10 protein-coding genes and 1 pseudogene are annotated in these 13375 nt (G+C 70.3%); 1 reads left to right on the top strand and 10 read right to left on the bottom strand.

The features are described from left to right. Window positions 1-32 precede the first annotated feature (32 nt). From topA to bldG, 7 genes are all read right to left on the bottom strand, one after another. The gene (gene topA / locus ADL25_RS44215) at window positions 33-2873 is read right to left on the bottom strand and encodes a type I DNA topoisomerase (protein WP_059133617.1); all 2841 of its coding nucleotides are present in this window, start codon (window positions 2871-2873) and stop codon (window positions 33-35) included. 379 nt (window positions 2874-3252) lie between these two features. Then, window positions 3253-3450, bottom strand: a complete 198-nt coding sequence (locus ADL25_RS44210; RefSeq protein WP_059133616.1) for a hypothetical protein — start codon at window positions 3448-3450, stop codon at window positions 3253-3255. Window positions 3451-3807: 357 nt separating this feature from the next. Beyond that, a complete protein-coding gene (locus ADL25_RS44205; RefSeq protein WP_059133615.1) occupies window positions 3808-5328 on the bottom strand; it encodes a DUF7059 domain-containing protein in 1521 nt (506 codons plus the stop codon). Between the two features lie 38 nt (window positions 5329-5366). Continuing rightward, complete coding sequence (locus tag ADL25_RS44200; protein ID WP_059133614.1) at window positions 5367-5963, bottom strand: hypothetical protein; 597 nt, start codon at window positions 5961-5963, stop codon at window positions 5367-5369. Window positions 5964-6180: 217 nt separating this feature from the next. Beyond that, window positions 6181-8583, bottom strand: a complete 2403-nt coding sequence (locus ADL25_RS44195) for a sodium-translocating pyrophosphatase (protein ID WP_059133613.1) — start codon at window positions 8581-8583, stop codon at window positions 6181-6183. Between the two features lie 312 nt (window positions 8584-8895). Further along, a complete protein-coding gene (locus ADL25_RS44190; protein WP_059133612.1) occupies window positions 8896-9327 on the bottom strand; it encodes an ATP-binding protein in 432 nt (143 codons plus the stop codon). 106 nt (window positions 9328-9433) lie between these two features. Beyond that, window positions 9434-9775 carry an anti-sigma factor antagonist BldG gene (gene bldG, locus ADL25_RS44185; RefSeq protein WP_010986038.1) on the bottom strand — a complete coding sequence of 114 codons (342 nt, stop codon included), beginning with the start codon at window positions 9773-9775 and terminating at the stop codon, window positions 9434-9436. A 79-nt stretch (window positions 9776-9854) separates the two neighbouring features. Here bldG and ADL25_RS44180 point away from each other — a divergent pair, with 79 nt between their 5' ends. Beyond that, window positions 9855-12398 (top strand): DEAD/DEAH box helicase, encoded by a 2544-nt coding sequence (locus ADL25_RS44180; protein ID WP_234381306.1) that lies wholly within the window; start codon window positions 9855-9857, stop codon window positions 12396-12398. Window positions 12399-12438: 40 nt separating this feature from the next. Here ADL25_RS44180 and ADL25_RS52555 read toward each other — a convergent pair. The 3 genes and pseudogenes from ADL25_RS52555 to ADL25_RS47660 all read right to left on the bottom strand — a co-directional run. Further along, window positions 12439-12636 (bottom strand): annotated as a pseudogene (locus ADL25_RS52555) (Rv3654c family TadE-like protein); the annotation flags it as partial. A 125-nt stretch (window positions 12637-12761) separates the two neighbouring features. Continuing rightward, window positions 12762-13154: a TadE family type IV pilus minor pilin gene (locus tag ADL25_RS44175; RefSeq protein ID WP_059133611.1), complete on the bottom strand. Its 393-nt coding sequence runs from the start codon at window positions 13152-13154 to the stop codon at window positions 12762-12764. Continuing rightward, the gene (locus tag ADL25_RS47660; protein ID WP_079051033.1) at window positions 13141-13359 is read right to left on the bottom strand and encodes a DUF4244 domain-containing protein; all 219 of its coding nucleotides are present in this window, start codon (window positions 13357-13359) and stop codon (window positions 13141-13143) included. The genes ADL25_RS44175 and ADL25_RS47660 overlap by 14 nt, the downstream gene beginning before the upstream one ends. Window positions 13360-13375: the final 16 nt, after the last annotated feature.

Genomic DNA, 13375 nt, shown 5'->3' with positions numbered 1-13375 from the left:
CCGGGTCCGCAGATCCGGACCGGACGGCGCACTCACTCCTGGCCCGGGTCCTCCGGTGCCGCAGCCCTCGCGACGGCGGTCTTCTTCGACGTCGCCTTCGCGGCCGCCGTCTTCGCCGTCGTCTTCTTCGCGGTGGTCTTCTTGGCCGCCGTCTTCTTCGCCGCGGTCTTCTTGGCCGGTGCCTTCTTGGCTGCGGCCTTCTTCGCCGTCTTCTTGGCGGGCGCCTTGGCACGCTTCTCCGCGAGCAGCTCGAAGCCGCGCTCCGGGGTGATCGCCTCGACGCTGTCGCCGGAGCGCAGGGTCGCGTTGGTCTCGCCGTCGGTGACGTACGGCCCGAAGCGACCGTCCTTGACGACGACGGGCTTGCCGCTGACCGGGTCCTCACCCAGCTCCTTCAGCGGCGGCTTCGCGGCTGCACGGCCACGCTGCTTGGGCTGGGCGTAGATCGCCAGCGCCTCCTCCAGCGTGATCGTGAAGAGCTGGTCCTCGGACTGCAGGGACCGCGAGTCCGTGCCCTTCCTCAGGTACGGCCCGTAGCGCCCGTTCTGCGCGGTGATCTCCACGCCCTCCGCGTCCGCGCCGACGACGCGCGGCAGGGACATCAGCTGGAGCGCCTCCTGCAGGGTCACCGTGTCCAGGGACATGGACTTGAACAGCGAGGCCGTGCGCGGCTTGATCGCGTTCTTGCCCGTCTTGGGCGTGCCCTCGGGCAGGATCTCCGTGACGTACGGGCCGTAGCGGCCGGCCTTGGCCACGATCGGCCGGTCCGTCTCCGGGTCGGTGCCCAGCGGACGCTCCCCGCTCGGCTTGGCGAGCAGTTCCTCGGCCAGTTCGACGGTCAGCTCGTCCGGCGCCAGATCGTCCGGGATGTCGGCGCGCTGGTGCTGCTCGGTGTCCTTCTCGCCGCGCTCGATGTACGGGCCGTAGCGGCCGACCCGCAGCACGATCTCGTGTCCGACGGGGAACGAGGACACCTCGCGCGCGTCGATCGCGCCCAGGTCGGTCACCAGTTCCTTGAGGCCGCCGAGGTGGTCCCCGTCGCCGTTGCCGGCGTCGGCGGCACCGCCCGCGCCGGTGCCCTCACCGAAGTAGAACCGCTTCAGCCACGGCACGGACTGCGCCTCGCCGCGGGCGATGCGGTCGAGGTCGTCCTCCATCCGGGCGGTGAAGTCGTAGTCGACGAGCCGTCCGAAGTGCTTCTCCAGGAGGTTGACCACGGCGAAGGACAGGAAGGACGGCACCAGGGCCGTGCCCTTCTTGAACACGTAACCGCGGTCGAGGATCGTGCCGATGATCGACGCGTACGTCGACGGGCGGCCGATCTCGCGCTCTTCCAGCTCCTTGACCAGCGAGGCCTCGGTGTAACGGGCCGGGGGCTTGGTCGAGTGGCCGTCGGCGGTGATCGCCTCGGCGCTCAGCGCGTCGCCCTCGGCGACCTGCGGCAGCCGGCGCTCGCGGTCGTCCAGCTCGGCGTTCGGGTCGTCGGCGCCCTCGACGTACGCCTTCAGGAAGCCGTGGAAGGTGATGGTCTTGCCGGACGCGCTGAACTCGGCGTCCCGGCCGTCGGCCGCGGTGCCGCCGATCCTCACCGTGACCGAGTTACCGGTCGCGTCCTTCATCTGGGAGGCGACGGTCCGCTTCCAGATCAGCTCGTAGAGCCTGAACTGGTCACCGGTCAGGCCGGTCTCCGCCGGGGTGCGGAAACGATCACCCGAGGGCCGGATCGCCTCGTGCGCCTCCTGCGCGTTCTTGACCTTGGCCGCGTAGGTACGCGGCTGCGCGGGCAGGTAGTCGGCGCCGTACAGCTGTGTGACCTGGGCACGGGCGGCGGTGATCGCCGTGTCCGACAGGGTCGTGGAGTCCGTACGCATGTAGGTGATGAAGCCGTTCTCGTACAGCTTCTGCGCGATCTGCATGGTGGCCTTCGCGCCGAAGCCGAGTTTGCGGCTGGCCTCCTGCTGCAGCGTCGTCGTACGGAACGGCGCGTACGGCGAGCGACGGTACGGCTTGGACTCGACCGACCGGACCGAGAACCGCGTGTTCTCCAGGGCGGCGGCCAGGGCGCGGGCGTTCTGCTCGTCGAGGTGGAGGGTGTTCGCGCTCTTCAGCCGGCCGACCGAGTCGAAGTCACGGCCCTGGGCGACCCGTTTGCCGTCGACCGCCGCGAGCCGTGCCACCAGGGACGACGGGTCGGAGGGGTCGCCGGCGCGGCCGGTGCCGAAGGTGCCGGTCAGATCCCAGTACTCGGCGGAGCGGAACGCCATGCGCTCCCGTTCCCGCTCCACGACGAGCCGGGTCGCGACGGACTGGACGCGACCGGCCGACAGGCGCGGCATGACCTTCTTCCACAGGACCGGCGAGACCTCGTAGCCATAGAGGCGGTCGAGGATGCGACGGGTCTCCTGGGCGTCGACGAGCAGTTGGTTCAGCTCGCGCGGATTGCGCACGGCCTGCTGGATCGCGTCCTTGGTGATCTCGTGGAAGACCATCCGCTTGACCGGGACCTTGGGCTTCAGCACCTCCTGGAGGTGCCATGCGATGGCCTCGCCCTCGCGGTCCTCATCGGTGGCGAGGAAGAGCTCGTCGGAGTCTCGCAGCAGATCCTTGAGCTTCTTGACCTGCGCCTTCTTGTCGGCGTTGACGACATAGATCGGCTGGAAGTCGTGTTCGACGTCCACACCGAGGCGGCGCACCTCACCGGTGTACTTCTCGGGCACCTCCGCGGCGCCGTTCGGAAGGTCGCGGATGTGCCCGACGCTCGCCTCGACGATGTATCCGGGGCCGAGATAGCCCTTGATCGTCTTCGCCTTGGCAGGCGACTCGACGATGACGAGTCGGCGGCCGCCCTGTGCGGTCTCGCTGGTCGGGGACAACTTCGCTCTTCTCTCCGGTCGGCTGTGGCCTCCCCAGGCCTTCTTCCCGGGGTGGGGTCGTTCTTGTCCGGCTCGCTCGCCTCCGGGGGGCTGCGGCCGGTGTCGACAGGGCGACCGCGCCCAGCCCATCGGGGCTGAAGCGCCTTCGCCCTCTCGACACCGGCGCGTCCCTTCGGCTCACTCGCTGGTGACGCTGCGGAGTGTGACGGTACATCCCGCCCCCGTGTCAAACGGGAAAAGCCCGCAACGGCCACTCGAACGGTAACCCGACTACCGGCATTCCTGCCGCCCGGACCGGCGAGCAGGTCTTTCGTCCGTGTCCGGAGGGTGATCCCCCGGTTACCGGGGCCGCGGGCGCCCCGCGGCCCGGAACCTCACGTCACAGGCGCAGGAAGCACCAGGCGCCGGCAGCGAGCGCGGCCACCGCGGCGAGGACCGCGAGGGCGGCGGACGCGACGGGACTCACACCCTCGGCGACGGATTCGCGCCGGCGCACCCGGGTCGCCGTCCAGATCATCAGCCCACCGCCGAACAGGGCGAACACCGTCCCCGCGAAGATCGCCGGTCCGCTCTCCATGTCCCGTTCCTCTCCCATCCCGGGCCACCCGAAGACGGGAGGCTGACATGTCCGGGCGGCCGACGGACGACCCCCGGGTGAACGTGCGGCGCACGGCCCCGTCCGTGCCGGCCGCGCACCGCCTCGCGGACGACGCCTGCGGCCCGCGGTCACGCGCCCGGGGTCCGACGCGGCCGGAACTCGCCGTCGCGCCGCTTCCTCCCCCGCCGATCACGGCAGGCGGATCAACTACGGGACATGACGTACCGCCACTCGTCACGGCGTCCCTTCCCTGGTTGGCGCGGCGCGTGGACGTCCGCGACGTCCGAAGAGGCCCCGGGCCGGAGCGGGCGCCTCGGCCCGGGGCCGGCGCCACGCCTACCGCGCGGGCTCGAGAAAACCCTGCTCGACCAGCAACCGGATCTGAGCAGGCGTCCGGTCACGCAGCAACACCGGGTCCTCGCCGACCAGTTGTGCGATGGCGTCGAGGATCCGTCCCGCGCTCAGCGTGCCGTCGCACACACCGGCGAAGCCCGCGCCGACCGTGTCCACCCTGGTGGCACGGCGCATCCCACGGTTCTGGCGCAGTACGACGTGCTCCGGGTCCTCGGCGCCCGGCAGCCCCACCTGTTCCTGGACGACCTCGGCGGCGAGCCTGAAGTGCCCCGCGAGCAGCGCCGCGTCGTCGTGCGCCCGCAGGTAGTCGATGCGGTCGAAGTGCGCCCGGACCGTGTCACCGAGCGGCTGTTCGACCGGATGCGGCCACTCCTCGACCGTGATGCTGGGCTCGACGGCCTCGGTCCGGTGCAGCGCGATCCAGCCGAAACCGACCGCCCGCACCTTGCGTGCCTCGAACTCGTCCAGCCATGCGTCGTACCGCGCCTGGTACTCCGCGGTGTCGCCGCGGTGGTCACCGGCGTCCCGCAGCCACAACTCCGCGTACTGGGTGATGTCCTGGACCTCGCGCTGCACGATCCAGGCGTCGCAGCCGCGCGGTACCCACGAGCGCAGCCGGTCCTGCCAGTCCTCCCCCTCGACGTGCTGCCAGTTGGCGAGGAACTGCGCGAACCCGCCCCCGTTCAGCCGCTGCCCCGACTGCTGGACGAGCGTGCGGCACAGATCGTCCCCGCCCATGCCACCGTCGCGATAGGTGAGACGGGCGCCGGGGGAGATCACGAAGGGCGGGTTGGAGACGATCAGGTCGAACGTCTCGTCGTCCTCGATCGGCTCGAACAGCGAACCCTGGCGCAGGTCCGCGGCCGGCGCGCCGGACAGCGCCAGTGTGAGCGCGGCGATGTCCAGGGCTCGCGGGTTGACGTCGGTCGCCGTCACCCGCGTGGCGTGCCGGGCGGCGTGCAGCGCCTGGATCCCCGAGCCGGTGCCGAGGTCGAGGGCGGCGCCGACGGGGGCGCGGACGGTGATGCCCGCCAGCGTGGTGGAGGCGCCGCCGACCCCCAGGACGACTCCTTCGTCCCGGCTGCCGATGCCGCCCGCACCGCCGACCGCGCACCCGAGGTCGGAGACGATGAACCAGTCCTCGCCGCCGGGTCCGCCGTACGGCCGGATGTCCACGGTTGCGGCGACCTCGTCCCCACCGGTGCGGACGAGCCAGCCGCCCTCCACGCACACGTCGACGGGCAGCACACCCGTCACGCGGGCGTGCGGCACGGGCTGTTGAAGCAGGAACAGCCGTACGAGCGACTCCAGCGCCGTGTCCCCGCGTGTGGCCCGGAGCGCGGGCACTGTCTCGCTCCGCGCGAGCGCCGCGTACGCGGGCGCCCCGAGCAGATCGAGCAGCCCGTCGGCGGTGAAGGAGGCCGCGAGGAGGGCGTCCCGCAGCCGCAGGGTGACATCGACGCGGGCGGTGGACGGCAGTGTGGCCGGACTGGAGTTACTCACGCCCCCATTGTGGCGCGGGCAGGCGTTCGACGCGCCGCTCAGGCGGCCGTCGGCGAGGCCGAGGCGGACGCGGACTTGCAGCTCGCCTGCTGCGACATCGCCTTCCCGACGTCACCCGCCTCCAGCTCCTTCAGCGCGTCGTTCCCGCTCTGGCTCAGCGTGTCGAGCTTGGTCGCGATCCCCTTGAGGCCGTCGGCGAACTTCGCCTGGTCCTTGGTGTCGAGGCCGTCCACCTGCTTCTGCAGATCGCCGTAGGCGGTGGAGATGTCGTTGAGCTCCTTGACCGCGTTCTTCTGTTTCGTCGCGCCGTTGTCGACGTCCGGCGCGCCCGCCCTCTGGACGGCCGCCCCGATCGCCTTGTAGGCGTCGGCCATGTCCCGGAAGGCCTGGGAGTCGGTCTTCCGGACCTGCTCCGGCGCGCTGTTGTCCGAGGTCTCCTTCTGGATCGCGGAGCTGGCGGCCGCGATCTTCTTGGCCTGCGGCTGCACCGACTCGCACACCTGCTTGGCCCAGGAGCCCAGCTTGTCGTCGACTGCACCGCTGCCGCTGGTGCATCCCGACAGCGCCAGTACCAGTACCGCACCGCCGGACAGTGCGGCCGCGAGCTTCTTGTTCACCGGTTTGGTCCCTTCCATGGCTCTCTCGGCCCCGGAACATACACGCCAACCGGGTGACAGCCGCACGCTGAATATTACTTATCTCTGCTCTTGCGGCCATTTGCACCAAGCGAGAGAAGGCTCACGGAGCGGGCTCGAACACAACAGGGCGGGCGCACGGCGTCGCGAAGAGCACCGTACGCCCGCCCATTGACCCGTACCTGACCAGGTCGAAGTGCGGGTGCTGTGGAAGCGGCTAGGAAACCACCGCCGGATCCGCCGACTTGGACACTCGTTCGGCGTTGTCTTCGTCACCCACCGCGATACCGCGGCGCTTGGAGATGTAGACCGCCACCACGATCACCAGGATCGCCAGCACGGCGATCAGGATCCGCAGGGCGAGACTCTTGTCACTGCCGTACGAGAACTTGATCACCGCGGGTGCGATGAGCAGCGACACCAGGTTCATCACCTTGAGCAGCGGGTTGATCGCCGGCCCCGCGGTGTCCTTGAAGGGGTCGCCGACCGTGTCGCCGATCACCGTCGCGGCATGCGCCTCGCTGCCCTTGCCGCCGTGGTGGCCGTCCTCCACCAGCTTCTTGGCGTTGTCCCAGGCACCACCGGAGTTGGCGAGGAACACCGCCATCAGCGTGCCGGTGCCGATCGCGCCCGCCAGATACGCGCCGAGCGCACCCACACCGAGTGTGAACCCGATGGCGATGGGTGCCATGACGGCGAGCAGGCCGGGTGTGGCCAGCTCCCGGAGGGCGTCCTTGGTGCAGATGTCGACGACCTTGCCGTACTCCGGCGTCTCCGTGTAGTTCATGATCCCGGGCTTCTCCCGGAACTGCCGGCGCACCTCGAAGACCACCGCGCCCGCGGACCGCGACACCGCGTTGATCGCCAGCCCCGAGAAGAGGAAGACGACCGCCGCGCCCACGATGAGGCCGACCAGGTTGTTGGGCTGGGAGATGTCCATGACCAGGTTCAGCGGCCCGCCGTTCCCGACCTTCTCGCCCACGTCCTGTGCGGCCGTGGTGATCGCGTCGCGATACGAGCCGAAGAGCGCCGAGGCCGCGAGGACGGCGGTGGCGATGGCGATGCCCTTGGTGATCGCCTTCGTGGTGTTGCCCACCGCGTCCAGATCGGTCAGCACCTGCGCGCCGGAGCCCACCACGTCGCCGGACATCTCGGCGATGCCCTGCGCGTTGTCGGAGACCGGACCGAAGGTGTCCATGGCGACGATCACGCCGACCGTGGTGAGCAGGCCCGTACCGGCCAGCGCCACCGCGAAGAGGGCGAGCATGATCGACGTACCGCCGAGCAGGAACGCCCCGTACACACCGAGCCCGATCAGCAGCGCGGTGTAGACGGCCGACTCCAGACCCACGGAGATGCCGGCGAGCACCACGGTGGCGGGGCCGGTCAGCGAGGTCTTGCCGATGTCCCGCACCGGACGGCGCGTGGTCTCGGTGAAGTAGCCGGTCAGCTGCTGGATCAGGGCCGCGAGCACGATGCCGATGGCCACCGCCACCAGCGCGAGGATCCGCGGATCCCCGTCGTTGGCCCGGATGGCCGCGTCGGAGATGCCCTTGAGATCGGCGTACGACGACGGCAGATAAATGAACACGGCCGCCGCGACCAGCGCCAGCGAGATCACCGCGGAGACGAAGAATCCGCGGTTGATGGCGGACATACCGCTGCGGTCGGTGCGACGCGGGGCCACCGCGAAGATTCCGATCATCGCGGTCACCACCCCGATCGCAGGCACGATCAGAGGGAACGCCAGTCCCGAGTCGCCGAAGGCCGCCTTGCCGAGGATCAGCGCCGCGACGAGCGTCACGGCGTAGGACTCGAAGAGGTCGGCTGCCATGCCGGCACAGTCGCCGACGTTGTCGCCCACATTGTCGGCGATGGTCGCGGCATTGCGCGGATCATCCTCCGGAATGCCCTGCTCGACCTTGCCGACCAGGTCGGCGCCGACGTCGGCGGCCTTGGTGAAGATGCCGCCACCGACACGCATGAACATGGCGATCAGCGCCGCGCCCAGGCCGAAGCCCTCCAGGACCTTCGGCGCGTCCGCCGCGTACACGAGCACCACACAGGAGGCGCCCAGCAGACCGAGCCCCACGGTGAACATGCCGACGACGCCACCCGTGCGGAAGGCGATCTTCATGGCTTTGTGCGAGACGGCGGTGAGATCCTTTTCCGGCTCACCTTCTGCAGGCGTCGCCTCGCGCGCCGCCGCAGCAACCCGCACATTGCTCCGCACTGCGAGCCACATGCCGATATAGCCGGTGGCTGCCGAGAACAGCGCGCCGATCAGGAAGAACACCGATCGTCCGGCGCGCTGATTCCAGTCGTCCGCGGGCAGCAGCAGGAGCAGGAAGAACACGACCACGGCGAATACGCCGAGCGTGCGAAGCTGCCGGGCCAGATAGGCGTTCGCGCCTTCCTGCACCGCCGCAGCGATCTTCTTCATACTGTCGGTGCCCTCGCCTGCCGCGAGCACCTGACGGACCAGGACCCCGGCGACCGCGAGGGCCGCCAGGGCGACAACCCCGATGACCACCACGATCAGGCGGTTGCTGTCGGTCAGTACTGCGGCTGCGAGGGTTGTGGGGTGATCAAACTGTTGAGGGGTAGAAAGCCCCGCCATTCGTCCTCCTTGACGCTTGGGCTGAGCTCAAGATGTGGACGGATTGTAGGTAGCGGACCCTGATCAAAACAGTGCGCGGTAAACGGAATTGGCCTTCACCTCCTCTTCAGCAAAAGATCGCACGTGCGCCACAGAACCCGAAAGAGGTAATGCCTCAAAACCATTGACTGGATCAGAACTTGATCAAATCATCACGCGATTGATCGTGAAGCGATTCACGAATTCCGGTGCGACTGTACAAAAAGAAGGGCCCTGTACAGGCAGGGCCCTTCAAAAACGTATGAAAAGCACAGAAAGGGGGTGCGAGAAGGATCAGGCAGGGAGCGTGGCGGGCGGCACGGTCGGCCAGCTCATCCTGATCTGTCCGCCGTTCTCCCCGGCGGTGACCTCGACGTCGTCGACAAGACCGCTGATGACCGCGAGGCCCATCTCGTCCTCCTCGGCCTCCGCGTCCGCCTCGTCGGCACCCGGCGTTCTTCCACCGAGCGCCACGTGCGGCGCCTCGTCACCGACCTCGATGGAGAACTGCTTCTCCTCCTCGGTCAGCAGCACCCGCACCGGCGCCGAGATGCCGTTGCTCTGGTGCAGTCCGACGGCCCGGGTGCAGGCCTCACCGACGGCGAGCCTGACCTCGTCGAGCACGGCCTCCTCAACCCCAGCTCGGCGCGCCACGGCCGCCGCCACGAGTCGGGCGGTCCTGACATGTTCTGGCAGCGCGCTGAAGAGGAGTTCAACGGTGGCCATGCATCCCCCTCGGAACTTCGGGCGTGCGGTCGGGGGGCCGGGCCGCAAGGACCCGGCCCCCCGTCTCTTGCTTCTGCCGTCCGGGCACTACGGCCCTGGAACGGAGTCAGTCGGTGGCCGCCACCGCTTCCTCGACCGAGGTGTGAATGGGGAACACCTTGGTGAGGCCGGTGATGCGGAAGATCTTGAGAATGCGCTCCTGGTTGCACACCAGGCGCAGGGACCCTTCATGGGCCCGAACGCGCTTCAAGCCACCCACCAGCACGCCGAGCCCGGTGGAGTCGAGGAAGTCCACGCCCTCCATGTCGACGACGAGGTGGAAATTCCCGTCGTTCACCAGCTCGACCAGCTGCTCGCGCAGCTTGGGCGCGGTATATACGTCGATTTCGCCACCGACCTCGACGACCGTACGATCGCCGACGGTACGGGTCGACAGGGACAGGTCCACGGATCCTCCAGCACCTTGCTATCGAGCGGTCGCCCCTCGGGACACCTCGGCAGACCCCCGGGACGGTTCGCCAGCCGCGATGGCATTCAATCACTTACCGGCAGGCGTGCACGACGCCTTGGACCCATTGTCCGTCACTCCGGTGACACACTCGGTGCCGATGGCCAAGAATCACCGATCCGATCGAACCCTGTCGGGCCCCGTGTCCCGCGTCTCTCCGGGCACGGTCCTGGGCCGGCTCGCCTCGGGACCGAGCCGGGCTGCGCGCATCACTCATACGGAGCACTTGCCCCCGAGAGAGGGCCGCCATGCCGTCTGGCCGGACCGGATCCGCGCCGAGGTCATAGCCGCCGTGCAGGACGCGGGCATCGAGCACCCGTGGGCCCATCAGGCCCTCGCCGCCGAGCACGCGCTGGACGGCGATTCCGTGATCGTCGCCACCGGCACGGCGTCCGGCAAGTCGCTCGCCTATCTCGTGCCGGTGCTCTCCCGCCTGCTGGACGGCGCGGAGGCCCCGAACGGCCGCGGCGGGACCGCCCTGTACCTCGCCCCGACCAAGGCGCTCGCGGCGGATCAGTGCCGATCCGTGAAGAAACTTTCACAACCTCTGGGCACGGCGATCCGCCCCGCGGTGTACGACGGAGACACACCGCCGGAAGAACGCGAATGGGTGCGTCAGTACGCCAACTACGTGCTCACCAACCCCGACATGCTGCATCGCGGCATATTGCCCTCCCACCCGCGCTGGTCCTCCTTCCTGCGCGCCCTGAAGTACGTCGTCATCGACGAGTCCCACACCTACCGGGGCGTCTTCGGCTCCCACGTCGCCCAGGTCCTGCGCCGTCTGCGGCGCCTGTGCGCCCGCTACGGAGCCTCACCCGTGTTCCTGCTGGCCTCCGCGACCGCCGCCGAGCCCTCGGTGGCCGCGCGCCGCCTCACCGGCGTCCCCGTGGTCGAGGTCGCCGACGACGCCTCCCCGCGCGGCGAGCTCGTCTTCGCCCTGTGGGAGCCCCCGCTCACCGAGCTGCACGGCGAGAAGGGCGCACCCGTCCGGCGTACGGCCACCGCCGAGACCGCCGATCTGCTGACCGACCTGGCCGTGCAGGGCGTCCGCTCGGTCGCCTTCGTCCGCTCCCGCCGGGGCGCCGAGCTGATCTCTGTCATCGCCCAGGAGCGGCTGGCCGAGGTCGACCGCTCCCTGGCGCGGCGCGTGGCCGCCTACCGCGGCGGCTACCTCCCCGAGGAGCGCCGCGCCCTGGAACGCGCCCTGCACTCCGGAGAACTGCTCGGCCTCGCCGCCACCACCGCCCTCGAGCTCGGGATCGACGTCTCGGGCCTGGACGCCGTCCTCATCGCGGGCTACCCCGGCACACGGGCGTCGCTGTGGCAGCAGGCGGGCCGCGCCGGCCGCGCGGGTCAGGGCGCCCTCGCGGTGCTGATCGCCCGGGACGACCCACTGGACACGTTCCTCGTCCACCATCCCGAGGCCCTCTTCGACCAGCCGGTTGAGTCCACCGTCCTCGACCCGGACAACCCCTACGTCCTGGCCCCCCATCTGTGCGCGGCGGCGGCGGAGCTCCCGCTGACGGAGGAGGACCTGGAGCTCTTCGGCCCCACCACCGAGGGACTGCTCCCCCAGCTGGAGGCCGCGAAGCTGCTGCGCCGCCGGACCAAGGCCTGGCACTGGACCCGCCGGGAGCGGGCCGCCGACCTCACGGACATCCGCGGGGAGGGCGGGCGGCCCGTCCAGGTCGTGGAGGCCGGCACCGGACGACTGCTGGGCACGGTCGACGCCGGCTCCGCGCACACGACGGTTCACGAGGGCGCGGTCCATCTCCACCAGGGCCGCACGTATCTGGTGCGGACCCTCGACCTGGAGGACTCCGTGGCCCTGGTCGAGGAGGCCAGCCCTCCCTACTCGACGGTCGCCCGCGACACGACGGCCATCTCCGTCCTGGAAACGGACGTCGAGATCCCCTGGGGCGACGGACGGCTGTGCTACGGCTCGGTCGAGGTCACCAACCAGGTCGTCTCCTTTCTGCGTCGGCGTGTCATCACCGGTGAAGTGCTGGGTGAGACGAAACTCGATCTGCCTCCCCGTACGCTGCGCACCCGTGCCGTGTGGTGGACGGTCACCGAGGACCAGCTGGACGAGGCCCGGATCAACCCGGAGATCCTCGGCGGCGCCCTGCACGCCGCCGAACACGCCTCGATCGGCATGCTCCCGCTCTTCGCCACCTGCGACCGCTGGGACATCGGAGGCGTCTCCGTCCCGCTCCACCCGGACACCCTCCTCCCCACGGTCTTCGTCTACGACGGCCACCCGGGCGGCGCGGGCTTCGCGGAACGCGCCTTCCACACGGCCGGCGCCTGGCTGACCGCCACCCGCCAGGCCATCGCGTCCTGCGAGTGCGAGGCGGGGTGCCCGTCCTGCATCCAGTCCCCCAAGTGCGGCAACGGCAACGATCCGCTGCACAAGAGGGGCGCCGTGCGGCTCCTCACGGTGCTGTTGCGCGGGGCGCCGGAGAACGCTGCCGAGGCCGCGGAGCGGAAGGAGAGCGAGGCGGAGGTTCCGGGCGTCCGCCCTGCGCCGCCGGTTCGGCCGGGCCCGCCCTCGCCCTGACCTCGGCGGTGAACGGTCCCGAGGCCGACGCCGCCGTGACGTCGGAGACCTCGCCCACGACCGCGCACCGCACGAGCCGGCTGCCCTGGGCCGCCGCGACACGTCCGGCCGTGTCGCACGCGCTCTCCTCCCCGTCCGCCCAGTGGTCGGCGGCCGCGAGCGCCGCCAGATCGGCCGCGCCGGCCGCACGGTGGCGGGCCAGCACGGCCTCGCCCTGCCCCAGCAGCGCCCCGAACACGGCACACAGGGCACCGATCACACAGACGCACCAGACAGTCGCCGAGCCGCGGTCTCCGGCCGGCCGGCGCCCCGGCCACGTCGCCTTCAGCAGTCGGCGCAACCTCACCGCTCCGCCCCGGTGTCTCACCGGTCCTCCCCCGCGATGTCCTCGGCCGACGCCACTGCCTCGTGGCGCAGTTCGAGCCGAAGTGCGTCGGGGCCCGGTGGGTGGGCGACGACCAGCACATGCACCAGCTCGCCCCGCCGGTTCACCGTCACCCTCGCCCCGTCGGGCGCGGCCTGCCGGACCATCTCCGCGACCACCTCCGGCGGCTCCTGCCGAGCCGCCGCCCGGGCCCCCGCCCGGGCCGCGTCCACGCACTGGATCTGCGCGGACACGGCCAGCAGGGCCCACACAAGGGCCATGGCGAAGAGCACCAGGGCGGGCAGTACGACCGCGGTCTCCGCCGTCACGAACCCGCGGTCGCAGTCCGGGCCCGACCCGCCGCGCCCCGCCGCCCGGTCACATCCGGACATCGAGCGCCCGCCTCACGATGTCCTGCAGCTCCCCGCTGACCTGCCCGCTCGTCACCACCTTGTAGAGGACCGTCGCGAAGGCCACCGCGGCGATGACCCCCATCGCGTACTCGGACGTCACCATGCCCGCCTCTTCGCGCATCGCCGCCCGTACCCGGCGCACCAGCGCACGCGCCCGGACCCGTACTCGTACCGCCTTGCCCATGCCGACCCCCGTGAGG

The organism is Streptomyces sp. NRRL F-5122 (genome assembly GCF_001507435.1).
In the GTDB taxonomy this organism is placed as follows: domain Bacteria; phylum Actinomycetota; class Actinomycetes; order Streptomycetales; family Streptomycetaceae; genus Streptomyces; species Streptomyces lannensis.
The sequence above is the reverse complement of the archived record's forward strand: the minus strand, read 5'-3'. Positions and strand labels throughout refer to the sequence as shown.

Coding starts and splice junctions, on each gene's coding strand:
- ADL25_RS44210 (WP_059133616.1), bottom strand. CDS start 3,450: ATGGAGAGCGGACCGGCGATCTTCGCGGGGACGGTGTTCGCCCTGTTC.
- ADL25_RS44200 (WP_059133614.1), bottom strand. CDS start 5,963: ATGGAAGGGACCAAACCGGTGAACAAGAAGCTCGCGGCCGCACTGTCC.
- ADL25_RS44195 (WP_059133613.1), bottom strand. CDS start 8,583: ATGGCGGGGCTTTCTACCCCTCAACAGTTTGATCACCCCACAACCCTC.
- ADL25_RS44190 (WP_059133612.1), bottom strand. CDS start 9,327: ATGGCCACCGTTGAACTCCTCTTCAGCGCGCTGCCAGAACATGTCAGG.
- ADL25_RS44180 (WP_234381306.1), top strand. CDS start 9,855: ATGGCATTCAATCACTTACCGGCAGGCGTGCACGACGCCTTGGACCCA.
- ADL25_RS44175 (WP_059133611.1), bottom strand. CDS start 13,154: ATGTCCGGATGTGACCGGGCGGCGGGGCGCGGCGGGTCGGGCCCGGAC.
- ADL25_RS47660 (WP_079051033.1), bottom strand. CDS start 13,359: ATGGGCAAGGCGGTACGAGTACGGGTCCGGGCGCGTGCGCTGGTGCGC.